Raw genomic sequence first — 21,751 nt, 5'->3', positions numbered from 1 at the left:
CGGGGCGCCGCGTGCAATATTCCCGCCGTCTCAAATATCGGCACGCATGCGGATCCTTTTTCACCTTCCCCTGTCCCCCTTCGCCCGTAAGGTCCGCCTTGCCCTGGCCGAGAAGCGCCTGCCCTTCGATCTGAGGATCGAGCGGGTGTGGGAGCGGCGCGAGGAATTCCTCGCGGTGAATCCGGCCGGCACCGTGCCGGTGCTGCAGGAGTCGAACGGCCTGTCGATCGCCGATTCCTATGCGATCTGCGAATATCTGGACGAGGCCTATCCGGACATGCCGCTGCTCGGCCGCACGCTGGGCGAAAGGGCGGAGATGCGGCGGCTGGTCGCCTGGTTCGACCATAAATTCTACGCCGAGGTCACCCGCAACCTGGTGTTCGAGAAGCAGATGAAGCGGCTGCTCGGCCGCGGCAACCCGGATGCCACGGCGATCCGCGCCGGCTATGCGAACCTGAAGCCGCATCTGGAATACATCGGCTGGCTGGCGGAGACGCGGGCCTGGCTCGGCGGGCCTCAGATCGGGCTGGCGGACCTGGCGGCGGCGGCGCAGCTTTCGACGCTGGACTATATCGGCGACGTGGATTGGTCGATCTGCGACGCGGCGAAGGATTGGTATGCGCGGGTAAAATCCCGCCCGAGCTTCCGCGCGCTGCTGGGCGACCGCGTCACCGGCGTGGTGCCGCCGCCGCACTACGACGATCTGGATTTCTAGGCACCCTCGGCCGGGTCATACATCACCCCCGCCGCCGCAAAGCCGCCATCCACGTTCAGGATGTGCCCGGCCAGGAAGGCGGCGTCCGGGCCGCACAGGAAGGCCACCGCGCCGGCAATATCCTCCGGCGTCGCGTAGCGCTTGATCGCCATGCGGTCGAGGAAGGCGGCGCGCTGGCGTGGGCCATGCGCGGTGCGCGCGATCTGCGTCGGCCCCGGCGCCACGCCGTTCACCAGGATGCCGAGCGGCGCGAGCTCCACCGCCAGCACCTTGGTCAGCGTCTCGATCCCGCCCTTGCTGGCGCCATAGGCCGCGCGCCCGGTGCCGCCGAACTGGCCGGAGACGGAGGAGACGGTGACGATCCGCCCGCCGCTATCCGGCCCGCGCGCCATCGCCCGCCCGGCCGCCTGGGCGGAGACGAAGCAGCCGGTCAGGTTGGTCCGCACCACCTTCTCGAAGGCCGCCAACTCCAGCTCCAGCACCGGCACGCGGTCGGTGATGCCGGCGTTGCAGATGGCGATCCGCAGCCGGCCGAAGCGTGCCTCCGCCGCAGCCACGGCCGCCGCGGCATCCGCCGGCTCCGCCGCATCCATCCGCTGCGCCAGGGCCTGCCCGCCGGCCGCGACGATCCCGGCCGCCACCTGCTCGGCCGCCGCCAGATTGATGTCGGCGACCAGCACCGCGGCCCCGTCCCGCGCCAGGCGCTGCGCGATGCCCGCGCCGATGCCGGACCCGCCGCCGGTGACCAGTGCGACCTGCCCAGCCAGCGTCATGCCGCGTCCTCGATGGCGATGACGCGCGCCGGCGCGCCATCCGAATCCGGCACCTTCACCGGCAGGCCGATCACCTGGTTTCGCTTCTGCTCCAGCGCGCCCATGTTGCAGAGGTATTCGAACATGATCACGCCGCGCGCCAGCAGGTGGTAATGCGTGACGTGCTCCGGCAGCGGCGGCCGCTTCTCCCCGGTCAGGAAGAAGCGGATGCAATGGTCCTGCGGGAAATCGAAGCCAACCGCCTTGATGCCGCGCTCGCGCAGCCAGATGGAGCCTTCCGCCGTCATCCAGGGCGCGTTGAGCCAGAACTCCGGCGTGTCGATGCTGGCGCGCTCATCCCAGCGCGTGCGGATCAGCGCGAAGTCGCCAGGCTGCAGATGCGCCCCGGCGGCTTCCAGCCGCGCTGCCTCAATCGGCGTATTGGCCGGCACGTCGGAAACATCGAGCACCGCGCCGGGCCCCACCGTCATCTCCAGCGTGATGGCATCCGTGGTGAAGCCCTTCGGGTCTACATGGCGCGGGCTGTCCATATGGGTGAAGGCGTGCAGGTTCCAGCCGGCCCAGGTCGCCTGGCCGGCGCCGGTATCGTGGCTTTTTGCCAGGCGCCGATCGACCTCCCAGCGGAAATGGCCGGTCTTCACCGGGGTGGACAGGTCGATCAGGCGCTGCATCGTCTGGCTCCTTCAGGCATCGCGCCAGGGCTGCTGCTGCCAGAGCTGGCGCAGCGAGGCTGCCTCGCGGAAGACGATGGCGCGGGTTTCCTCCGCGCTGCGGTATTGCAGCGGGATGTACAGGCGCTGCGCCTCCGCGATCCAGGCCGGGTCGCGCATTGTCGCCGCGATGGTCTGCTCCAGCCGCCGGCGGATTGAATCCGGCGTCGCGGCGGGCACCACCAGGCTGCGGACCACGCCGGTATCCAGCGCATAGCCGGCCTCGCGGAAGGTCGGCACATTCGGGGTCATGCCGAAGCGCCGCGGCCCGGCGGAGGCCAGCGGCCGGATCTGGCCTTCCTGGATCAGCGCCACGCTCTCCCCCATATTCATCGAGGCGACCTGGATGTGGCCGGCGAGCAACGCGGTCACGGTCGGCGCCTGGCCGGCATAGGGGATGTGGTTCAGGCGGATATCCGCGGCGCGGGCCAGGCCGATCATCAGCAGGTGGTCGTCGGAGCCGATGCCCGCGGTGCCGACCGCAACGGCGCCGGGATTGGCCTTCGCATGCGCCACCAGATCCGCGACGCTGCGCAGCGGGCTGTTGGCCGCCACATGCAGCCCGCCCGGATCCTCCACGATGGTGCCGAGGAAGGCGAAATCCTCCAGCTTGTAGCGGGGCTGGCGCTCGATGGTGATGGTCTGCAGGCTGGGGGTGATGACGGTGCCCAGCGTCAGCCCATCCGGCGCGGCGCTGGCCATGGCGGTGTAGCCGATCTCCCCGCCCGCGCCGCCGCGATTGACGATGACGAAGCGCGAGCCGGGCAGGTGGCGCTGGAAATGCGCGGTGATGGCGCGCAGGTTGATGTCCGTGCCGCCGCCGGGCGGGAAGGGCACGATGATTTGGATCGGCCGATCCCCGGGCCAGCCATCCTGCGCCCGAGCGAGGCGGGGCGCGGCCAACGCGCCCCCTGCCAGCGAGGCCCCAAGGCCGAGCAGCCTGCGTCGCGATGCCTTTATCACGGCTTTTTCCTTCCCTCATTGACCCCGGGTATTGGAACAAATCCCGGGTTGCGGGAAATCCTAGGCAGATGGGGCGGGGGCCGCAACCCGCGCGCGGGACCCTTTCCCGCCTGGGGCGCGGGACCCTTTCCCGCCTGGGGCGCGGGACCCTTTCCCGCCTGGGGCGCGGGACCCTTTCCCGCCTGGGGCGCGGGACCCTTTCCCGCCTGCGGCGCGGGACCCTTTCCCGCCTGCGGCGCGGGACCCTCTCCCGCCTGCGGCGGGGGACCCGGCGCCGATCCGTCCGGTCAGCGCCGCGCCGGCCCGGCCTCGTTCAGCGCCAGGTTCTGCGCCGCGAGGTCGGCCGTGGCCGAATTGGGGGACAGCGCGATGGCGTGTTCCCAATCCTCCCGCGCCCCGGCGGCGTCACCGCGCAGCTGGCGGATGATTCCGCGCTCCAGCCGTGCCTCGGCATTGGACGGATCGGCGGCAAGCGCCCGCTCGATATCGCGCGCGGCCAGTTCCACCTGGTCCTGGTGCCGGTAGGCGGCGGCGCGGAATACCAGCGCCTCTGCCCGTTCCGGGTCCAGCGCCAGGGCGCGGTCGAGATCCTCGATCGCCTCGTTGTAGCGGGACAGGCTGCCGAGCGTCACCGCGCGGTCGACCAGCAGGTCCACATCCTCCGGCGACAGGGTCAGCGCCAGGGTGGCTGCGCCATAGGCGCGGTTGGCGTCGCCGGCCATCAGCCAGGCCTGCGTTGCCTGGGCGTATACCGCGGCGCGCGCCGGGCCGCTGGCTGCGGATTGGGTGGCCAGCGTCTCCAGCCGCTGCGCCGCCGCGGCCGGCTCGCCGAGCGCCAGCAGCGCCAGCGCCTGGCACTGCCGCGCACCTTCTCCGCCGCCTTCGCGTCCCCAGGTCTCGGCAAAGCTGCGTGCGGCCTCCGGGTCGCTGCGCAGCAGCAGCAGGCAGCGCTCGAACTCCGGGCCATTGGCCAGGCGCGGCGGCTCCGGCGGCGTCGGCATTCTGTCCTCGGCCGTCTGGGCCGGCGTCGGCGTGAGGGCCACCCAGCCAACCGCCCCCAGCGCCGTAAACGCGGCGGCGGCAAAGGCGCCGAGAAGGACAGTGCGGGTCTGGCGTCGCATGGCCTGCGATCCTACGCATGGGCGCGGCAAGGCGCCAGTTGTCCGGTGGTGGAGAAGTGTTGGCAATGCGAATGGTGGTGGCGGGTCTTGGCTATTCCGGGGCGGCGATCGCGGCGGAAGCGGCTGCCGCCGGCTTCACGGTGACCGGCACGGCGCGCGAGCCCGGCGCCGCCGCGGCCGTATCGGTGGTGCGATTCGCCGAAGCCGGGCCGGCGATCGAGGCCGCGACGCATCTGGTCGTCACCGCCGGGCCGGAGGAAGCCGGCTGCCCGGTGCTGCTGGCGCATGCGGCGGCCATCGCCCGCGCCCCCGGGCTGCGCTGGATCGGCTACCTCTCCACCACCGGGGTCTATGGCGACCGCGGCGGGGCGGAGGTGGATGAGACGACGCCGCCCGCCCCCGGCCAGGCCCGCTCCGTCCATCGCCTGCGGGTGGAGGAGGCGTGGCGGGCTGCGGCGGCGGCGCGCGGCGCGGCGCTGGACCTGTTCCGCACGGGGGGCATCTATGGCCCCGGCCGTAGCGCGCTGGACGATGTGCGGCGCGGCACGGCGCGGCGCGTGGTGAAGCCCGGCCATGCCTTCAGCCGGATCCACCGGGACGACATCGCACTGGCCGTGGTCACCGCGGCGCGCCAGCAAAGCCACGGCGCGCGGGTGCTGCACCTGGTGGATGACGAGCCCGCGCCCAATGCGGATGTGGTGGCGGAAGCCGCGCGGTTGCTGGGCGTGGCGCCGCCGCCGGAGGTGCCCTTCGAACAGGCCAGCCAGGCCATGTCGCCGATGGCGTTGTCCTTCTGGGCGGAGAACCGCCGCGTCGCCAATGCCGCGACCAAGGCGGCGCTCGGCATCGCCTGGCGCTGCCCGACCTACCGGGAGGGGCTGGCGCGCATCATGGCGGGGGGCTGACCAGGCTTTCCAGCGTCTCCGCCAGCAGGCGCAGATCCTCCGGGCGGGACAGGCGGTGGTCGCCATCCTTGATCAGGTGCAGGCGGACATCGCCGCCCTCCAGCGCCTGCACCAGCCGCAGCGCGTGCTGCCAGGGCACGTCGGGGTCGGCCATGCCCTGCAGGATGCGGACCGGGCAGGGCAGGGCGAGCGGGCCGCCGAGCACGGATTGGGTGCGGCCCTCCTCGATCAGCGCGCGGGTGACCGGCGTCGGTTCGCCATACTGGCTCGGCAGGTGGATCACGCCATCCCGCATCAGCGCCTGCCGCTGCGCCTCCGAGAAGGACGGCCACATCAGCTCGGCGGTGAAGTCGGGGGCGGGGGCCAGGCCGATGAAGCCGGCCAGCCGCGCCGGGCGCTGGCGGGCCAGCAGCAGCCCGATCCAGCCGCCCATGGAGGAGCCGACCAGGATCTGGGGCCCCTCCGTCAGCGCATCGAACAGCGCCAGCGCATCGGCGGCCCATTGGCCGATGGTGCCATCCTCGAAGCGCCCGGCCGATTCGCCGTGGCCCGAATAGTCCAGCCGCAGGAAGGCGCGCCCCGTCGCGGCGCAATGCTCGCGCAGCGCCAGCGCCTTGGAGCCCTGCATGTCGCTGCGGAAGCCGGGCAGGAACACCACGCCGGGGCCACGGCCCGGCAGCCGCGCCCAGGCCAGGCGGCCATCCAGCCGGCCGGTCTCCTCCCTCATGCGGGGACGCCGCGCTGCGCCAGGTTCGTCATCAGCGCGCCAATGCCAAAACTCCAGGGCGGGCAGGAATCGGTGCGGTCCACCTCATTCTCCAGCGCGCCCAGGCGCGGGGTGGCGATGCGGACCACATCGCCCGGGTGATGCGTGAAGCCCATCCCCGGCGCGCCGCGATCCTTGGAGGGCGAGAAGGGCGTGCCGAGGAACAGCACCGCGCCATCCGGATATTGGTGATGCGCACCGATCATCTGGCCCACCACCTCCGTCGGGTCGCGGGAGATGGCGCCGATGCGGCCGCTATCCTGCAGCGCGAAGCCGTCCCGGCCGGTGATGGTCAGGGTCAGCTCCGCCTGGCGCACATCCTCCAGCGTGAAGCCCTCATCGAACAGCCGCACAAGCGGGCCGAGGGCGCAGGCGGCGTTGTTGTCCTTGGCGCGGCCGAGCAGCAGGGCGCTGCGGCCCTCCACGTCGCGCAGGTTCACGTCATTGCCCAGCGTCGCGCCGACGATTTTCCCGCGCGCATTCACCACCATCACGGCCTCCGGCTCCGGGTTCGACCATTGGCTGGAGGGGTGGACGCCGACCTTGGCGCCGGTGCCGACGGCGGACAGCACGGGGCCCTTGGTGAAGATCTCCGCATCCGGGCCGATGCCGACCTCCAGGTACTGGCTCCACCAGCCCTTGGCGACCAGCGCCGCCTTCACCCGCGCGGCTTCCGCGCTGCCGGGCACCAGGTTCGCCAGGTCGTCGCCGATCATGCCGCGCACCTCGGCGCGGATCGCCTCCGCCTGGCTGGCATCGCCGCGGCAGCGTTCCTCGATCACGCGCTCCAGCATGGAGCGCACATAGGTCACGCCGGCGGCCTTGATGACCTGCAGGTCGATCGGCGCCAGCAGCCAGGGCCGCGCCGGGTCGCGCGCCGCGTGGTGCGCATTGGCCAGCGCCGCCGGCAGGTCGAGCGCAGCCTGCACGCCGCGCGCGGTGATGGCGGCGATGGGGTCCTCGCTGTTCAGCCAGGCGCTGGCGGTGCCGAAGGCGGGCGTCATGTCGAAGGCCGCGCCCTGGCGCAGCGCGAAGACGGAGGGTCCGTCCGGCGTCATCAGGCGCAGCGCGAAATGGCCGGAGTCCAAATCCTGGGGCAGATGGGCCTGGGGCAGGCCGGCGGTCGGCTCGGTCTGGGTCATGGCGGGCCGTGTTTCCCTTCTTGGCGTCCGCGGCACAGTAGGGCCAAGGCGCGGGTTCCGTGAACTCCCGCCGGGGCGGGCAGATGGACGTGCCACGGCGGCGGGGCTAGGAACGTCGCGCCATGATAATGCCCCCCGCCGTGCTCCAGGTGCTGCCCGCTCTGGCCTCGGGCGGGGTGGAGCGCGGCACCATCGAGATCGCCGAGGCGATCCGCGATGCCGGCTTTCGGCCGCTGGTGGCCTCGGCCGGGGGTGCGCTGGTGGCGGATCTGGAACGGCTGGGCGTGCGCCATGTGGCGCTGCCGCTGGCCACCAAATCGCCGGTCGGCATCTGGCGCAACGCGGCGGCGCTGACGGCGCTGGCGCGGGCGGAGGGCGTGCGGATCATCCACGCCCGGTCGCGCGCCCCGGCCTGGTCGGCGCTGCTGGCGGCGCGACGCAGCGGGGCGGCCTTCGTCACCACCTATCACGGCGCCTACAATGAAGGCCTGCCGGGCAAGCGGCTGTACAATTCCGTCATGGCGCGTGGCGACCGGGTGATCGCGATCAGCCGCTTCATCGCGGACCTGGTGCAGGCGCGGCACGGCGTGCCGGCCGAGCGCATCCGCCTGATCCCGCGCGGCGTCGATCCGCGGCGCTTCGACCCGGCGCTGGTGGATGCGGCGGCGATCGCGGCCCAGCGCGCCGCATGGGGCGCAGAGCCTGGCGATGCGGTGCTGCTGCTGCCGGCGCGGCTGACGCGCTGGAAGGGCCAGGCGGTGCTGCTGCGCGCCTTGCCGCTGCTACCTGCCAATACCCGCGTGGTGCTGGCCGGCGGCGGGCGTGACGGCTATCTGCGCGAATTGCAGGCGCTGGCCGCGCAGCTCGGCGTGGCCGGGCGGCTGCGCATCCTCGGCCATGTGCCGGAACTGGCGCTGGCACTCGCCGCCGCCGATGTGGTGGTGCATGCCAGCACGGATGCCGAGGCCTTCGGCCGCACCGTCATCGAGGCCCAGGCCATGGCGCGGCCCGTGATCGCCGCCGATCTCGGCGGGCCGCGGGAGACGGTGGACCACGGCGTCATCGGCTGGCGCGTGACGCCGGGCGACCCGGCGGCGCTGGCGGCGCTGCTGGCGCAGGTGCTGGCGATGCCGGCGGAAGCGCGGCAGGCGGTGGGGGATGCGGCGCGGCAGGCCGTGCTGGCACGCTACAGCACCGCCGCGATGCAGGCGGCGACGCTGGCCGTCTATCGGGAGTTCCTGGCATGACCGTGCCCGCCATCCTGGTGATCCGGCTCGGCGCGCTGGGCGATTTCGTGCAGTCCTTCGGGCCCTTTGCCGCGATCCGCGCGCACCACCCCGGCGCGCGCATCGTGCTGCTGACAACGCCCCCCTTCGCCGATCTCGCCCGCCGCAGCCCCTGGTTCGACGAGGTCTGGTCCGAGGGCCGCCCGGCTTGGCACGACCCGCGCGCCGTGCTCGGCCTGCGCCGGCGGCTGCGCCAGGCGCGGTTCGGGCGGGTGTATGATCTGCAGACCTCCGGCCGGTCCTCCCGCTACCGTTGGCTGGTCGGGCTGGGGGTGGAGTGGTCCGGCGTGGCGCGCGGCGCCTCCCACCCGCATGACAATCCGGACCGCGATTCGCTGCACACCATCGAGCGTCAGCGCGAACAGCTCGAACGCGCGGGGATCACGCATTTTCCGCCGCCGGCGCTGGATTGGCTCTCGGCCGACCTGGGCGGCTTCGGCCTGCCGCCGGATTTCGCCCTGCTCGTGCCGGGGGCATCGCCGCAGCGGCCCGGCAAGCGCTGGCCGGAAGCGCGCTTCGCCGCCTTCGCGGCCACCAGCCGGGTTCCCTGCGTGGTGCTGGGCGGCCCGGCGGAGGCAGCGCTGGCCGAGCGCATCACCGCCGCCGCGCCCGGCGCCATCAACCTGGCCGGTCGCACCGGCTTCGCGGAAATTGCGGCACTGGCCCGTCAGGCCCGTTTCGCGCTGGGCAACGACACCGGCCCGACGCATCTGATCGCCGCTGCCGGCTGCCCGACGCTGGCACTGTTCGGCGGCGACAGCGACCCGGCGCTGTGCGCCCCGCGCGGCCCGGCGGTGGCGGTGCTGCGGCATGTGCCGCTATCCGGCCTCGGGCTGGAGGCGGTGAATGCCGCGCTGGCCGGCATCCTGCCGCCGGACTGAGGCTACCCCAGGCCCGACTGGGTCCAGGCCCGCAGCGCCTCCGTCTCCGTCTCGCTCAGCTTCTCGCCAGCCGCGCGGGCGGTGTTGACCAGGGTGGCGAACAGCACGCGGGACAGGCGGGCGGCGCCTTCCGGCGTCGGCGGCTCATGCAGCTTGACGTAGCCGCGCATCAGCCAGCGCAGCAGAGCCGTGACTTCCCGCGCCGAGACATGCAGCCCCTCGGCGGCGGCGGCGCGGGCGATTTCGGGGGCGGCGGTGGCCGGCTCCAGCGGCAGGGTTGCGGCGATCGTCCGCAGCAGGAAGCCGAGCTCCGCCGGGGCGAAGGCCGGCAGGTCATGCGGCAGGCCCTTCGGATCGCGCGAGCCCCAGAGCAGGTCACGCAGCAATTGCGGTGCCTCCAGCAGCGCGACCTCGCTGACGGCGCCCGTCTCGGGCGGCGCCGCCTCGGCCTCGGGCGCCACCGCATCCGGGGATGCCGCGGTTTCGGCCAGCATCGGCTCGGGGAGCTCGGCCTCGCCGGCCTTCACACCCGGCCTTTCCTCACCCGGCTGTTCCTCACCCGGCTTGTCCGCATCGGGCTTTTCCGCACAGGACTTGTCCTCGCCCAGCTTCTCCTCGGGCGCCTTCTCCTCGGGCGCCTTGTCCTCGGCGGGGGAATCCTCGGGCGCGGTGCCGCGTTCCGCATCGAACACCCAGCGCCGCGCCGGCGGGCCGGAGAGCGACAGGCGGCGATCCTGCGCCTCCTCGATCAATGCGCCGAGCGATCCGGCGCCTGCATAATCGGTGTGCCGTAGCGCCGGGAAGGCGCGCGGCAGGGCCTGGCCGATATCGGTCAGGCGCAGCGCACCGGCGGGGCTGCGCGCCAGCGCCTCCCGCACCCATTCCAGGGCCTGGGTCCGCAGCGCCGGCAGATCCGCGCGGGAGGATTCGCCGCGCGGCAATTCGGCGCGCGCGGCAGGCGCGGCGGCAACTGCGGTGGCGGAAAACTGGGCGATGGGCAGGTTGCCCATGCCCTCATGCGCGAACTCATCCAGCCCCACCACCTGGTCGGCCGCCGCCAGATAGGCCGCCTTCGCCGTATCCTGCGCCAGGATGGTGATGCGCCGGTCATGCGCACGCAGCCGGGCGAGCGCCGGCAGGAAGTCGCTGTCGCCGGACAGCAGGACGAATTCCTCGAAGCGGGTGCGGTGGTCCAGCGCCTCCCGGATATCGAGCGCCATCTTCATGTCGGCGCTGTTCTTCAGCCAGGCGACGGGCGGGCAATCCACCACGTCGAAGCCGGCCTGCACGAAGGCGGCGCGGAATTCGGAGAAGTAGGTGCGGTTCCGCAGGTCCTTCGTGGCGCGGTAGCGCGCCACCGGGCGGCCCGGCTGGAAGTCCCAGTATCCGCCCGGATTCAGGTAGCAGCGGCGCACCAGCGTGCGGCGGATGGCCGGCTTGCCATCCTCCTCCCGCCCTTCCAGCCAGGCGAGCCAGGCATCGGGGCGTTCACCGAAGGCGTAGGCCGCGCGCTCATCCCAGCGGAGCAGAGCCATGAAGACATTGTCGAAATCGACATAGAGGGCGGCACGCGGCAACGGGTCTTGGTTGGTCATTCAGGCTTCCAGGCAGGAAAACGCGAAGGTCAAATCAGTGATAAGGCCCAGGCATGTCGCGCCACGCCTTGACGGCAGGGCAGCGGGCTGGCCATGGTCCGCGCCCTTTATGGCACAGCCCAGGAGCCTTGTATCACCATGCCCGCGATCACCCTGCCAGACGGTTCCGTCCGCGACTTTGTCGGGCCCGTCACCGGCACGACGGTCGCGGCCAGCATCGGCCCCGGCCTCGCCAAGGCCGCGCTCGCCATGCAGGTGGACGGCGTGCTGCGCGACCTGTCGGACGAGATCTCGGCCGATGCCAGCCTGCGCTTCATCACCCGCCGCGACCCGGAGGCGCTGGAGATGATCCGCCACGACACCGCCCATGTGCTGGCGGAGGCGGTGCAGGATCTGTTCCCCGGCACCCAGGTGACCATCGGCCCGGTGATCGAGAACGGCTTCTACTACGACTTCTTCCGCAACCAGCCCTTCAGCATCGAGGATTTTGCCGCGATCGAGGCGCGGATGCGGGAGATCGTGGCGCGCAATGCCCCGTTCCGCCGCAGCGTGGTGTCCCGCGCCGAGGCGACTTCCCTGTTCGAGAAGAAGGGCGAGGCCTTCAAGGTCGAGCTGATCCGCGACCTGCCGGATGGCGTGGACATCAGCCTGTACAGCCAGGGCGAGTGGATCGACCTCTGCCGCGGGCCGCATATGCGCGGGACCGGCGATGTCGGCACCGCCTTCAAGCTGATGAAGGTGGCCGGCGCCTATTGGCGCGGGAAGTCGGAAAATCCGGTGCTGTCGCGCATCTACGGCACCGCCTGGCGCGACCAGAAGGAGCTCGACGCCCATCTGCTGCAGATCGAGGAGGCGGAGAAGCGCGACCACCGCCGCATCGGCAAGGAAATGGGCCTGTTCCATCTGCAGGAGGAAGCGACCGGCAGCGTGTTCTGGCACCCGAAGGGCTGGAAGCTGTACCGCACGGTCGAAGACTACATGCGCCGCCGCCTGGACCAGGCCGACTACCAGGAGGTGAAGACCCCGCAGCTGGTGGATCGCCGCCTGTGGGAGGAATCCGGCCACTGGGAGAAATTCCGCCACGCCATGTTCCTCGCCAAGGTCGAGGACAAGGACGAGGCGGACCGCACCTATGCGCTGAAGCCGATGAACTGCCCCTGCCATGTGCAGATCTTCAACCAGGGCGTCCGCAGCTACCGCGAGCTGCCGCTGCGCATGGCCGAATTCGGTGCCTGCCACCGCTTCGAGCCGTCCGGCGCCCTGCACGGCATCATGCGCGTGCGCGCCTTCACCCAGGACGACGCGCATATCTTCTGCGAGGAGCACCAGATCGCGGATGAGACGGTGCATTTCGTGGCGCTGCTGTCGGGCATCTACCGCGACCTCGGCTTCACCGATTTCCGGGTGAAGTTCTCCGACCGGCCGGAAGTCCGCGCCGGCGACGACGCCACCTGGGACCGGGCGGAGGGCGCGCTGAAGGAAGCCTGCGCCGTGGCCGGGGTGGAGTACGAGCTGAACCCGGGGGAGGGCGCCTTCTACGGCCCGAAGCTGGAATTCGTGCTGCGGGACGCCATCGGCCGGGACTGGCAATGCGGCACGCTGCAGGTGGATTTCGTGCTGCCGGAACGGCTGGACGCGACCTATGCGGCGGAGGACGGAACCCGCAAGCGGCCGGTCATGCTGCACCGGGCGATCCTCGGCAGCTTCGAGCGGTTCCTCGGCATCCTGATTGAGCAGCATGCGGGGCGCTTCCCGCTTTGGCTGGCGCCGGTGCAGGTGGTGGTGGCGACCATCGTCTCCGACGCCGACGACTATGCCCGCCAGGCCGCCGCGGCGCTGGCCAAGGCCGGGCTGCGCGTGGAACTCGATCTGCGGAACGAGAAGATCAACCGCAAGGTGCCCGACCACATCGCCCAGCGCGTGCCGGTGCTGGCGGTGGTGGGGCGGCGGGAGGCGGAGGAAGGCATGCTGGTGCTGCGCCGCCTTCCCGGGCGGGAGCAGGAGAGCCTGCCGCTTTCGGAGGCAGTCGCCCGTCTTGTGTCGGAGGCCACGGCACCCGATCTTAGCCGGGACGCTGAGCCGGCTGTCTCCGCACTGGCGCAATAATGCCACATTTCGCGGCGGTGCGCGGGCGGAAGCGCCCTCGGCCGCTTGCTTCGGCGGGATCGCATCGCCATAACAGGCGCGATTTACCTTGAACAACGATAGGAGAGCGCTATAGCCCGAGGTCCGATGCCCGCCCAGTTGCCGACGCGCGACGGCCCGCGGGTCAACGAAGACATCCGTGTCCCCCAGGTCCGCCTGATCGATCAGGACGGTGAAATGATCGGGGTGATGACGGCGCGCGATGCGTTGCTGCGGGCGTATGAGGTCGGCCTCGACCTGCTCGAGATCAGCCCGAACGCCGTCCCGCCGGTCTGCAAGATCACGGATTACGGGAAGTACAAGTACGAGCAGCAGAAGAAGGCCAATGAGGCGCGCAAGCGCCAGAAGGTCGTCGAGCTCAAGGAAATCAAGGTCCGTCCGAACATCGACGACCACGATTACGGCGTGAAGATGCGGCAGATGAAGGACTTCATCGCCGAGGGCGACAAGGTGAAGGTCACGCTCCGCTTCCGCGGCCGCGAGATGGCGCACCAGGATCTCGGCCTGAAGGTGCTGGACCGGATCCGGACGGAACTGGCGGAGGCCACCAAGGTGGAATCCATGCCGCGCCTGGAAAACCGCCAGATGATCATGGTGCTGGCGCCCAAGTAACCGCCGCGCCGGCGCGCCGCATCGTAGGGGGCCTGGCCGGCATGTTCGGCATGTTCCGGAACCGGCTGGCCCGCCCGGCCATCGCCGAGCCAAAGCCGGAGCCTCCGGCGCCGGTTTCGCCCTTCCCGGTGCCCATCCCGGCCGCGCTGGCCGATGATGCGGCGCTGCGGGACCGTTCCGCGGCCTTCGGTGCCGCCTGCCGATCCCATGTTGCGGTGTTCGAGGAGGCCCTGGCGGGGCTGGTCGCGGCAGGGAGCCTGCGACCGGACCAGCTGGTCTACGCCCGCGACCACCGGCTGCGCTTCGCCGAGGCGCTGTATGCCATCGAGACCCTGCTGGCCGCGGAGCCGGCCTGGCCACGTTGCCGGGTGATGGAGGTTGGCTCCTCGATCACGCCGATGCTGTTCCACGCGGCCTTTCCCGAACTGCGCCTGACCGCCGCCTGCCTGTTCCGGCACAAGCAGCTGGACGGCATCGTCGAGCGGGCGGTGCAGGTGGATCTGGAGAAGCTGGACCTCCGCGCCGATGCCGGCCTGGCGCTGCCCGGCCCGCCGCTGTGGGACCTCGACATGGTCATGCTGTGCGAGGTGTTGGAGCACCTGCTGGTCAATCCGGCCAATCTGTTCCGGGCGCTGGCCGGCACGCTGCGGCCGGGCGGCGTATTGTATGTGACGACGCCGAATTTCCTGCGCCAGGGCTGCCGCGGCCTGATCCTCGCTGGGCGCAACCCGCAGCCGCTGTTCCGCCCGGAGTACCGGCCGGAAGACCGCTTCCACCACCATGTCCGCGAGTACACCATGGCGGAACTGCTGGAGGCGATGCTGGCGGCGGGGCTGGAGCTGGAGGTGGCGCAGTACTCCGCCTGCTGGGATACCGCGGAGGATGCGGCCCGCCTGCCGGCCGACGCGTTGCGGAACCTGGTGGTGGTGGGGCGGAAACCGCGCGATCCGGCGGCTGGTGCTTGACCGCGGCCCCCGCCAGGCGGTAGGGAACGCGGCATCAGGCACCCCCTGATGTCTTGGTCGCCCCGCCTGAGGTGGGTCGGCTCCGTCGCTCCGCGAAGACTCGCGCAGCGGCGCGATTTCGTTTGGGGGCGTCGCAACGGCTGCAAGGGGTTTATCCGCCAGGATGTTCGAGGCGCTCGGCAACAGGCTGACAGGGGTTTTCGACAAGCTGCGCCGCCGTGGCGCGCTGTCCGATGCCGATGTCCAGGAGGCGCTGCGGGAAGTCCGCATTGCGCTGCTGGAGGCCGATGTCGCCCTGCCGGTGGTGAAGGACCTGGTGAACCGCGTGCGCGACCGCGCCGTGGGGCAGGAGGTCATCCGCAGCGTTTCCCCGGCGCAGCAGGTCATCAAGATCGTCAACGACGCGCTGGTCGAGGCGCTGGGCGGTGGCGAAGGCGACGACGGCAAGCGGGGCATCGACCTCAACGCGCCGGCGCCGCTGCCGATCCTGATGGTCGGCCTGCAGGGCTCGGGCAAGACCACCACCTCCGGCAAGATCGCGCTGCGGCTGCGCACGCGGGACCGCAAGAAGGTCCTGCTCGCGTCCCTCGACGTGCACCGCCCGGCGGCGCAGTTGCAGTTGCAGCAGCTGGCGGACCGCGCGGAGGTGACCTGCCTGCCGATCGTCGCCGGCCAGAAGCCGCTGGAGATCGCGGCGCGGGCGCTGGATGTGGCGCGGCGCGAGCTGTTCGACGTCGTCATCCTGGACACCGCCGGCCGCCTTTCCATCGATGCCGAGCTGATGGCGGAAGTCGCCGCGGTGAAGGCCTTCGCCAAGCCGCATGAGACGCTGCTGGTGGTTGATGCCATGACCGGCCAGGACGCGGTTCAGACGGCGCGCGCCTTCAATGAACAGGTCGGCGTCACCGGCATCGTCATGACCCGCGTCGATGGCGATGCGCGCGGCGGCGCGGCGCTGTCCATGCGGGCCGTCACCGGGGCGCCGATCAAGCTGCTCGGCGCCGGTGAGAAGCTGGATGCGCTGGAGGATTTCCACCCGGATCGCATCGCCAACCGCATCCTCGGCATGGGCGACATCGTCTCCCTGGTCGAGCGTGCGGCCGAGACGATCGACCAGGCGGAAGCCGAGAAGCTTGCCAAGAAGATGCAGAAGGGGTCGTTCGACCTCGAGGACTATGCCCAGCAGATCAAGCAGATCGGCAAGATGGGCTCGTTGTCCGGCATCCTCGGCATGCTGCCCGGCGTGGGCAAGATGAAGGCGCAGATCGAGAACGCGAATCTCGACCAGTCCATGCTGAAGCGTCAGGCCGCCATCATCTCCTCGATGACGGTGAAGGAACGGCGCAAGCCGGATCTGATCAAGGCCTCTCGCAAGAAGCGCATCGCCGCCGGTTCCGGCACCACGGTGCAGGAAGTCAATCGCCTGCTGAAGCAGTTCGACGACATGTCGGACATGATGAAGCGGATGAACAAGATGGGCCAGAAAGGGCTGATGCGCGGTGGTCTCGCCTCGCTCATGCCCGGCCTTGGCAACAAACGACCTTTCTAGGAGCAAGCATACAGATGGGCCTCAAGATCCGCCTCGCACGCGCCGGCGCCAAGAAGCGTCCGTACTACCACATCGTGGTGGCGGACAGCCGCAGCCCGCGTGACGGCCGCTTCATCGAGAAGCTGGGCAGCTACAACCCGATGCTGCCGTCGGACCACCCCGATCGCGTGCGGCTGTTCGCCGAGCGCATCACCCATTGGAAGTCCGTCGGCGCGCTGCCGACGGAGCGCGTGGCCAAGTTCCTCGGCCATGCCGGCCTGGCGCCGATGCCGGTGTACCCGGAGCAGCCCAAGCAGTCCCTGCCGAAGAAGAAGGCGCAGGAACGCGCCGCCGCGAACGCGGGCTGAGCGACAGGGGCTGATCGGTGGCGTCGGTGAAGCGGGTGATCGTGGGTGAGATCGGCAGGCCGCATGGCGTGCGCGGACTCGTGCGCCTGCGCGCCTTCACCGCCGACCCACGCGCGATCGGCGACTACGGCCCGCTGACGGATGAGGCCGGCACGCGCCGCTTCGCCGTGACCGCCATGCCGGACGGCATCGCCCGCATCGAGGGTGTGACGGACCGCGAGCAGGCCGCGAAGCTGACGGGCGTGAAGCTCTATGCCGAGCGCGACCGCCTGCCGCCGCCCGTGGACCCGGACGAGTTCTTCCTGTGCGACCTGGAGGGCCTGCCGGCCTTCAGCGAGGACGGGGCGAAGCTCGGCGTGGTGCGGGCCGTGCAGGACCATGGTGCCGGTGCCTTCCTGGTGATCGACGCCGCTGCCGGCGAATTGCTGTTGCCCTTCACCAAGGCCGTGGTGCCGGTGGTGGATGTCGCCGGCGGCCGCGTGGTGGTGGTGCCGCCGGCCGAGGTCGTCGTTCCTCCCCAACCGGGCGAGGAAGCGGCGTGACCTGGCAGGCCACCATCCTGACGCTGTTCCCGGAGATGTTTCCGGGGCCGCTCGGCCTGTCGCTCGCCGGCAAGGCGTTGCGGGAAGGGCGCTGGGCGATCGAGGCGATGGACATCCGCGGCTTCGCCACGGACCGGCATCGCACCGTGGACGACACGCCCTTCGGTGGTGGCGCCGGCATGGTGATGCGGCCGGATGTGCTGGATGCGGCCTGCGAGGCGGCCACCGCCGCCAATCCCGGCGCGCCGCTGGTCTATCTGACGCCCCGCGGGCGGCTGCTGGACCAGGCGCTGGTGCGGGAGCTTTCAGCCGGGCCGGGCGTGGTGGTGCTGTGTGGCCGCTACGAAGGCGTCGACCAGCGGGTGATCGAGGCCCGGAACATGGTCGAGGTCTCGGCGGGCGACTTCGTGCTGTCGGGCGGCGAGCCCGCGGCGCTGTTGCTGCTCGATGCCTGCATCCGGCTGCTGCCGGGCGTGATGGGCGGGGCGGCCAGCGCGGCGGAGGAAAGCCACGGCACCGACGGCCTGCTGGAATATCCGCACTACACCCGCCCGGCCGAATGGCAGGGCCATCGCGTGCCCGATGTGCTGCTCTCCGGCCACCATGCCGAGGTTGCACGCTGGCGCCGCGCCGAGGCGGAGGCCGCGACCCGCGCGCGGCGCCCGGACCTCTGGGACCAATTCACCCGCCGCATGGCGGAACAACCGAACACGGCCAAGGCGGGGCGGCTGGACGGCCACCCGGCCGCCGCCTAGATGCACAGATTGGAAGGAACCACCCGATGAACCTGCTCCAGCAGTTCGAGGCCGCCCAGCAGGCGCGTCTCTCCGCCACCCGGCCGACGCCGGCCTTCGATGCGGGCGACACGCTCCGCGTCATGGTGAAGGTCGTGGAAGGCGAGCGCACCCGCGTGCAGGCCTATGAAGGCGTCTGCATCGCGCGCAGCAACCGTGGCCTGAACAGCAACTTCACCGTCCGCAAGCTGTCCTACGGCGAGGGCGTGGAGCGCATCTTCCCGCTGTACTCGCCGAACGTGGCGGAGATCATCGTGGTCCGCCGCGGCAAGGTGCGGCGCGCGAAGCTGTATTACCTGCGCGGCCGGACCGGCAAGTCCGCGCGCATCGTCGAGCGGGCGCGCGACAAGCGCGAAGTGCCCGCCACCGCCTGATCCGGCTTGGCCCCGCCACAATGGCGGGGCCATCGGGTTGGGGGGACAAGAAGGCAAAGGGGAAAGCGATGGCCAAGCCACGCACGCTGTTCGACAAGATCTGGGACGCCCATGTGGTGGACACGCTGCCGGATGGCACCGCGGTCCTCTACATCGACAAGCACCTCACCCACGAAGTCACCAGCCCCCAGGCCTTCGAAGGCCTTCGCCTCGCCGGCCGGCGCCTGCGCCGGCCGGACGCGACCATCGCCGTGGTCGACCACAACATCGCCACCGACAGTTCCCGCTACGGCCGGATCGAGGATCCGGAAAGCCGGATGCAGGTCGAGACGCTGGAGAAGAACGTCGCCGAATTCGGCGTGCCCTACATCCCGCTGACCGATATCCGCCAGGGCATCGTCCACGTCATCGGGCCGGAGCTGGGCCTGTCTCTGCCGGGCATGACGCTGGTCTGCGGCGACAGCCACACCTCGACCCATGGCGCGCTCGGCGCGCTCGCCTTCGGCATCGGCACGTCGGAGGTGGAGCATGTGATGGCCACCCAGACGCTGCTGCAGAAGCCGGCGAAGAACATGCGGGTGACGGTGGACGGCACGCTGCCGGCGGGCTGCACGGCGAAGGACATCGTGCTGGCGATCATCGGCCAGATCGGCACTGGCGGCGGCACCGGCTTCGTCATCGAATATGCCGGCGAGGCGATCCGCGCGCTGGACATGGCCGGGCGCATGACGCTCTGCAACATGACCATCGAGGCTGGCGCCCGCGCCGGCATGGTGGCGCCGGACCAGGTGACCTTCGACTATGTGAAGGGCCGCCCCTTTGCGCCGAAGGGCGTGGATTTCGACAAGGCCGTGGCCTGGTGGAAGACGCTGCCCTCCGACGAAGGCGCGCATTTCGACAAGGAAGTGGTGCTGGACGCCGCTGAGATCGCGCCGCAGGTGACCTGGGGCACCAACCCCGAGGCCGTGCTGCCGATCACCGGCGTGGTGCCCGACCCCTCGCTAGTCGAGGATGAGGATCGCCGCGCGCAGATGACGCGCATGCTGCAATACATGGACCTGCAGCCGGGCCAGAAGCTGGAAGGGCTGAAGATCGACGTCGCCTTCATCGGCTCCTGCACCAATTCCCGCATCGAGGACATCCGCGCCGCCGCCGCCATCGCCCGCGGCAAGAAGGTGGCCGATGGCGTCCGTGCCCTGGTCGTGCCCGGCTCCGGCCTGGTGAAGAAGCAGGCGGAGGATGAGGGCCTCGACATCGTGCTGAAGGAGGCCGGCTTCGAATGGCGCGAGGCGGGCTGCTCCATGTGCCTCGGCATGAACCCGGACAAGCTGAAGCCCGGCCAGCGCAGCGCCAGCACCAGCAACCGTAACTTCGAGGGGCGCCAGGGCCCGGGCGGGCGCACCCACCTCGTCTCCCCGGCCATGGCCGCGGCGGCGGCGATCCACGGCCAGCTGGTCGATGTCCGCAAGCTGCAGGAGGGTGTGTGAGATGAAGGCCTTCACCACGCTGACCGGCGTCGCGGCGCCGATGCCCGCCGCCAATATCGACACCGACAAGATCATTCCGGCGCGCTTCCTCAAGACCATTGCCCGAACCGGCCTCGGCAAGAGCCTGTTCGCCAATATGCGCTACAATGAGGACGGCACGGAGAACCCCGACTTCGTGCTGAACCAGGAGCCGTATCGCCGCGCGGAAATCCTGATCGCCTTCGACAATTTCGGCTGCGGCTCGTCGCGGGAACATGCGCCCTGGGCGCTGCTGGATTTCGGCATCCGCTGTGTCATCGCGCCGGACTTCGCGGATATCTTCCATTCCAACAGCTTCAAGAACGGCGTGCTGCCCGTGGCGCTGCCGCGCGCGGTCTGCGAGCAACTGATGGAAGACGCCCGCATGGGCGGCAATGCGCGGCTGACGGTGGATCTGGAGCGCCAGGTGGTGGTGCGGCCGAACGGGGAGGAGATTCCCTTCCAGATCGACCCCTTCCGCCGCCACCTGCTGCTGAACGGCCTGGACGATATCGGCCAGACCCTGCAGCACGCCCCGGCGATCGACGGCTTCGAGGCGAAGCAGCGCGCCGCTCAGCCCTGGCTCTACGCCGAGGCCTGAAGACCCCCGGGGGCCGTCCTGGCCCCCAGCCCGACCCCGGTTGCCGGGAGCGGGACATCGACGCGGCCTGCCATCGCCCGGGTTCCGGGTGGGGGCGGGCCGCAGCCACATGACCTGAACAGGACGAACGCCAAGATGCCCGCCAACAAGAAGCTCCTCATCCTGCCCGGCGACGGCATCGGGCCGGAGGTGATGCGCGAGGTGCGCCGGATCATCGACTGGATGGACCGCCGCCGCAGCGTCACCTTCGAGATCACCGAGGGCCTGGTCGGCGGCGCCGCGCTGGACGCGACCGGTTCGCCCTGCCCGGATCAGACCGTGGCCGCGGCGGCGGCGGCGGATGCGGTGCTGTTCGGCTCCGTTGGCGGCCCGAAATGGGACAAGCTGCCCTTCGACAAGCGGCCGGAGCTCGGCATCCTGCGGCTGCGCAAGGATCTCGGCCTGTTCGCCAACCTCCGCCCCGCCGTGGTGCTGGATGCGCTGATCGATGCCTCCGCGTTGCGACCGGAGCTGGTGCGCGGGCTCGACATCATGATCGTGCGCGAGACCACCGGCGGCATCTATTTCGGCGAGCCGCGCGGCATTCATGTGAATGAGCAGGGCAAGCGTGTCGGCATCGACACCGAGATCTATTCCGAGGACGAGATCGCCCGCGTCGCCCGCGTAGCCTTCGACCTGGCGCGCAAGCGCCGCAACAAGGTGACCAGCGTCGAGAAGGCCAACGTCATGCAATCCGGCCGCCTGTGGCGCGCCGTGGTGGGGGAAGTCGGCGCGGCCGAATACCCGGATGTCGAGCTTGAACACATGTACGCGGATAACTGCGCCATGCAGCTCGCCAGCCGGCCGAAGCAGTTCGACGTGGTGCTGGGTGGCAACCTGTTCGGCGACGTGCTGTCCGACCTTGCAGCGGCGCTGACGGGCTCGCTCGGCATGCTGCCCTCGGCCACCATCGGCGCGCTGCAATCGGATGGCCGCCGCAATGCGCTGTACGAGCCGATCCACGGCTCGGCGCCGGATATCGCCGGCAAGGGCATCGCCAATCCCAGCGCCCAGATCCTGTCCTTCGCCATGCTGCTGCGGCTGTCCTTCGGCATGGACGAGGATGCGGCGCTGATCGAGCAGGCGGTGGAGAAGGTGCTCGGCGGCGGGCTACGCACGGCCGACATCATGGCCCCCGGCATGGCCCGCGTCGGCACCACCGTGATGGGCGAGGCAGTGCTGCGGGAGCTCGAAAAACTCTCTGCATAGAAATGCTGATAGCGGGGTTGCGCGATCCGATCTCCCCCGCTATCTAGCGCCTCCCGTGCGGACCCGTAGCTCAATTGGATAGAGCACCAGACTACGGATCTGGGGGTTAGGAGTTCGAATCTCTTCGGGTCCGCCACGGGTTCTTCTGAGACAATACGCGATAGAAAAGGCCGGATCTTCTGATCCGGCCTTTCTGCGTTTCTGCAGTCCTT

General features: G+C 70.5%; 22 protein-coding genes and 1 tRNA gene. 16 read left to right on the top strand and 7 right to left on the bottom strand.

What is annotated here, in order from left to right; all coding sequences use genetic code 11:
• Positions 1–46: 46 nt before the first annotated feature.
• The gene (locus HB662_RS25710) at positions 47–715 is read left to right on the top strand and encodes a glutathione S-transferase family protein (RefSeq protein ID WP_168054334.1); all 669 of its coding nucleotides are present in this window, start codon (positions 47–49) and stop codon (positions 713–715) included.
• Here HB662_RS25710 and HB662_RS25705 read toward each other — a convergent pair.
• From HB662_RS25705 to HB662_RS25685, 4 genes are all read right to left on the bottom strand, one after another.
• Positions 712–1,488 carry an SDR family NAD(P)-dependent oxidoreductase gene (locus tag HB662_RS25705; RefSeq protein ID WP_168054332.1) on the bottom strand — a complete coding sequence of 259 codons (777 nt, stop codon included), beginning with the start codon at positions 1,486–1,488 and terminating at the stop codon, positions 712–714. The genes HB662_RS25710 and HB662_RS25705 overlap by 4 nt on opposite strands.
• Positions 1,485–2,159 (bottom strand): cyclase family protein, encoded by a 675-nt coding sequence (locus tag HB662_RS25700; protein WP_168054330.1) that lies wholly within the window; start codon positions 2,157–2,159, stop codon positions 1,485–1,487. The genes HB662_RS25705 and HB662_RS25700 overlap by 4 nt, the downstream gene beginning before the upstream one ends.
• Before the next feature lie 12 nt (positions 2,160–2,171).
• Entirely contained in the window at positions 2,172–3,161 is a 990-nt protein-coding gene (locus tag HB662_RS25695) for a tripartite tricarboxylate transporter substrate-binding protein (RefSeq protein WP_168054328.1), read from the bottom strand.
• 287 nt (positions 3,162–3,448) lie between these two features.
• A complete protein-coding gene (locus HB662_RS25685; protein WP_168054326.1) occupies positions 3,449–4,282 on the bottom strand; it encodes a tetratricopeptide repeat protein in 834 nt (277 codons plus the stop codon).
• 65 nt (positions 4,283–4,347) lie between these two features.
• Between HB662_RS25685 and HB662_RS25680 the strand changes: the two genes are divergently transcribed.
• Entirely contained in the window at positions 4,348–5,187 is an 840-nt protein-coding gene (locus tag HB662_RS25680; RefSeq protein ID WP_342449589.1) for a Rossmann-fold NAD(P)-binding domain-containing protein, read from the top strand.
• Here the strand turns inward: HB662_RS25680 and HB662_RS25675 are convergent.
• A complete protein-coding gene (locus HB662_RS25675; protein ID WP_168054322.1) occupies positions 5,171–5,914 on the bottom strand; it encodes an alpha/beta hydrolase in 744 nt (247 codons plus the stop codon). The genes HB662_RS25680 and HB662_RS25675 overlap by 17 nt on opposite strands.
• Positions 5,911–7,095, bottom strand: coding sequence for a fumarylacetoacetate hydrolase family protein (locus HB662_RS25670; protein ID WP_168054320.1), 1,185 nt, complete (start codon positions 7,093–7,095; stop codon positions 5,911–5,913). The genes HB662_RS25675 and HB662_RS25670 overlap by 4 nt, the downstream gene beginning before the upstream one ends.
• Positions 7,096–7,217: 122 nt before the next feature.
• On the opposite strand from HB662_RS25670, the gene HB662_RS25665 reads away from it, so the two are divergent.
• Entirely contained in the window at positions 7,218–8,342 is a 1,125-nt protein-coding gene (locus tag HB662_RS25665; RefSeq protein WP_245185911.1) for a glycosyltransferase family 4 protein, read from the top strand.
• Positions 8,339–9,262, top strand: coding sequence for a glycosyltransferase family 9 protein (locus tag HB662_RS25660; protein ID WP_171970285.1), 924 nt, complete (start codon positions 8,339–8,341; stop codon positions 9,260–9,262). Before HB662_RS25665 ends, HB662_RS25660 begins: the two co-directional genes overlap by 4 nt.
• Positions 9,263–9,264: 2 nt before the next feature.
• Here HB662_RS25660 and HB662_RS25655 read toward each other — a convergent pair whose 3' ends face one another.
• Entirely contained in the window at positions 9,265–10,857 is a 1,593-nt protein-coding gene (locus tag HB662_RS25655) for an NYN domain-containing protein (RefSeq protein WP_168054318.1), read from the bottom strand.
• 138 nt (positions 10,858–10,995) lie between these two features.
• Here HB662_RS25655 and thrS point away from each other — a divergent pair, with 138 nt between their 5' ends.
• The 12 genes from thrS to HB662_RS25595 all read left to right on the top strand — a co-directional run bounded on the left by thrS (position 10,996) and on the right by HB662_RS25595 (position 21,675).
• Positions 10,996–12,963, top strand: coding sequence for a threonine--tRNA ligase (gene thrS / locus HB662_RS25650; protein ID WP_168054316.1), 1,968 nt, complete (start codon positions 10,996–10,998; stop codon positions 12,961–12,963).
• 126 nt (positions 12,964–13,089) lie between these two features.
• Positions 13,090–13,614 carry a translation initiation factor IF-3 gene (gene infC / locus HB662_RS25645; protein ID WP_168054314.1) on the top strand — a complete coding sequence of 175 codons (525 nt, stop codon included), beginning with the start codon at positions 13,090–13,092 and terminating at the stop codon, positions 13,612–13,614.
• Between the two features lie 41 nt (positions 13,615–13,655).
• Entirely contained in the window at positions 13,656–14,579 is a 924-nt protein-coding gene (locus HB662_RS25640) for a methyltransferase domain-containing protein (protein WP_168054312.1), read from the top strand.
• Positions 14,580–14,742: 163 nt separating this feature from the next.
• Positions 14,743–16,128 carry a signal recognition particle protein gene (gene ffh / locus HB662_RS25635; RefSeq protein WP_168054310.1) on the top strand — a complete coding sequence of 462 codons (1,386 nt, stop codon included), beginning with the start codon at positions 14,743–14,745 and terminating at the stop codon, positions 16,126–16,128.
• Between the two features lie 14 nt (positions 16,129–16,142).
• Positions 16,143–16,475 (top strand): 30S ribosomal protein S16, encoded by a 333-nt coding sequence (rpsP, locus tag HB662_RS25630; protein WP_168054308.1) that lies wholly within the window; start codon positions 16,143–16,145, stop codon positions 16,473–16,475.
• A 26-nt stretch (positions 16,476–16,501) separates the two neighbouring features.
• Positions 16,502–17,017, top strand: a complete 516-nt coding sequence (gene rimM / locus HB662_RS25625) for a ribosome maturation factor RimM (RefSeq protein WP_168054518.1) — start codon at positions 16,502–16,504, stop codon at positions 17,015–17,017.
• Positions 17,014–17,772 (top strand): tRNA (guanosine(37)-N1)-methyltransferase TrmD, encoded by a 759-nt coding sequence (trmD, locus tag HB662_RS25620; RefSeq protein ID WP_168054306.1) that lies wholly within the window; start codon positions 17,014–17,016, stop codon positions 17,770–17,772. The genes rimM and trmD overlap by 4 nt, the downstream gene beginning before the upstream one ends.
• Before the next feature lie 26 nt (positions 17,773–17,798).
• Positions 17,799–18,185, top strand: coding sequence for a 50S ribosomal protein L19 (gene rplS, locus HB662_RS25615; protein ID WP_168054304.1), 387 nt, complete (start codon positions 17,799–17,801; stop codon positions 18,183–18,185).
• A gap of 68 nt (positions 18,186–18,253) precedes the next feature.
• Positions 18,254–19,672, top strand: coding sequence for a 3-isopropylmalate dehydratase large subunit (gene leuC, locus HB662_RS25610; protein ID WP_168054302.1), 1,419 nt, complete (start codon positions 18,254–18,256; stop codon positions 19,670–19,672).
• A gap of 1 nt (position 19,673) precedes the next feature.
• Positions 19,674–20,291 (top strand): 3-isopropylmalate dehydratase small subunit, encoded by a 618-nt coding sequence (leuD, locus tag HB662_RS25605; protein ID WP_168054300.1) that lies wholly within the window; start codon positions 19,674–19,676, stop codon positions 20,289–20,291.
• Positions 20,292–20,426: 135 nt separating this feature from the next.
• Positions 20,427–21,539 (top strand): 3-isopropylmalate dehydrogenase, encoded by a 1,113-nt coding sequence (gene leuB, locus HB662_RS25600; protein WP_168054298.1) that lies wholly within the window; start codon positions 20,427–20,429, stop codon positions 21,537–21,539.
• Between the two features lie 59 nt (positions 21,540–21,598).
• Positions 21,599–21,675: transfer RNA gene (locus tag HB662_RS25595), tRNA-Arg, on the top strand.
• The last annotated feature ends 76 nt before the right edge of the window (positions 21,676–21,751 follow it).

It is taken from the genome of Falsiroseomonas frigidaquae (assembly GCF_012163145.1).
Taxonomy (GTDB): domain Bacteria; phylum Pseudomonadota; class Alphaproteobacteria; order Acetobacterales; family Acetobacteraceae; genus Falsiroseomonas; species Falsiroseomonas frigidaquae.
The sequence above is the reverse complement of the archived record's forward strand: the minus strand, read 5'-3'. Positions and strand labels throughout refer to the sequence as shown.

What these genes read in the sequence shown, in the direction of transcription:
- HB662_RS25660 (WP_171970285.1), top strand. Translation starts at nt 8,339, where the DNA reads ATGACCGTGCCCGCCATCCTGGTGATCCGGCTCGGCGCGCTGGGCGAT.
- HB662_RS25670 (WP_168054320.1), bottom strand. Translation starts at nt 7,095, where the DNA reads ATGACCCAGACCGAGCCGACCGCCGGCCTGCCCCAGGCCCATCTGCCC.
- HB662_RS25640 (WP_168054312.1), top strand. Translation starts at nt 13,656, where the DNA reads ATGTTCGGCATGTTCCGGAACCGGCTGGCCCGCCCGGCCATCGCCGAG.
- leuB (WP_168054298.1), top strand. Translation starts at nt 20,427, where the DNA reads ATGCCCGCCAACAAGAAGCTCCTCATCCTGCCCGGCGACGGCATCGGG.
- ffh (WP_168054310.1), top strand. Translation starts at nt 14,743, where the DNA reads ATGTTCGAGGCGCTCGGCAACAGGCTGACAGGGGTTTTCGACAAGCTG.
- HB662_RS25680 (WP_342449589.1), top strand. Translation starts at nt 4,348, where the DNA reads ATGCGAATGGTGGTGGCGGGTCTTGGCTATTCCGGGGCGGCGATCGCG.
- infC (WP_168054314.1), top strand. Translation starts at nt 13,090, where the DNA reads ATGCCCGCCCAGTTGCCGACGCGCGACGGCCCGCGGGTCAACGAAGAC.
- HB662_RS25705 (WP_168054332.1), bottom strand. Translation starts at nt 1,488, where the DNA reads ATGACGCTGGCTGGGCAGGTCGCACTGGTCACCGGCGGCGGGTCCGGC.
- rpsP (WP_168054308.1), top strand. Translation starts at nt 16,143, where the DNA reads ATGGGCCTCAAGATCCGCCTCGCACGCGCCGGCGCCAAGAAGCGTCCG.
- rplS (WP_168054304.1), top strand. Translation starts at nt 17,799, where the DNA reads ATGAACCTGCTCCAGCAGTTCGAGGCCGCCCAGCAGGCGCGTCTCTCC.
- HB662_RS25655 (WP_168054318.1), bottom strand. Translation starts at nt 10,857, where the DNA reads ATGACCAACCAAGACCCGTTGCCGCGTGCCGCCCTCTATGTCGATTTC.
- HB662_RS25700 (WP_168054330.1), bottom strand. Translation starts at nt 2,159, where the DNA reads ATGCAGCGCCTGATCGACCTGTCCACCCCGGTGAAGACCGGCCATTTC.
- HB662_RS25675 (WP_168054322.1), bottom strand. Translation starts at nt 5,914, where the DNA reads ATGAGGGAGGAGACCGGCCGGCTGGATGGCCGCCTGGCCTGGGCGCGG.
- thrS (WP_168054316.1), top strand. Translation starts at nt 10,996, where the DNA reads ATGCCCGCGATCACCCTGCCAGACGGTTCCGTCCGCGACTTTGTCGGG.
- HB662_RS25710 (WP_168054334.1), top strand. Translation starts at nt 47, where the DNA reads ATGCGGATCCTTTTTCACCTTCCCCTGTCCCCCTTCGCCCGTAAGGTC.
- HB662_RS25685 (WP_168054326.1), bottom strand. Translation starts at nt 4,282, where the DNA reads ATGCGACGCCAGACCCGCACTGTCCTTCTCGGCGCCTTTGCCGCCGCC.
- leuD (WP_168054300.1), top strand. Translation starts at nt 19,674, where the DNA reads ATGAAGGCCTTCACCACGCTGACCGGCGTCGCGGCGCCGATGCCCGCC.
- HB662_RS25665 (WP_245185911.1), top strand. Translation starts at nt 7,218, where the DNA reads ATGATAATGCCCCCCGCCGTGCTCCAGGTGCTGCCCGCTCTGGCCTCG.
- leuC (WP_168054302.1), top strand. Translation starts at nt 18,254, where the DNA reads ATGGCCAAGCCACGCACGCTGTTCGACAAGATCTGGGACGCCCATGTG.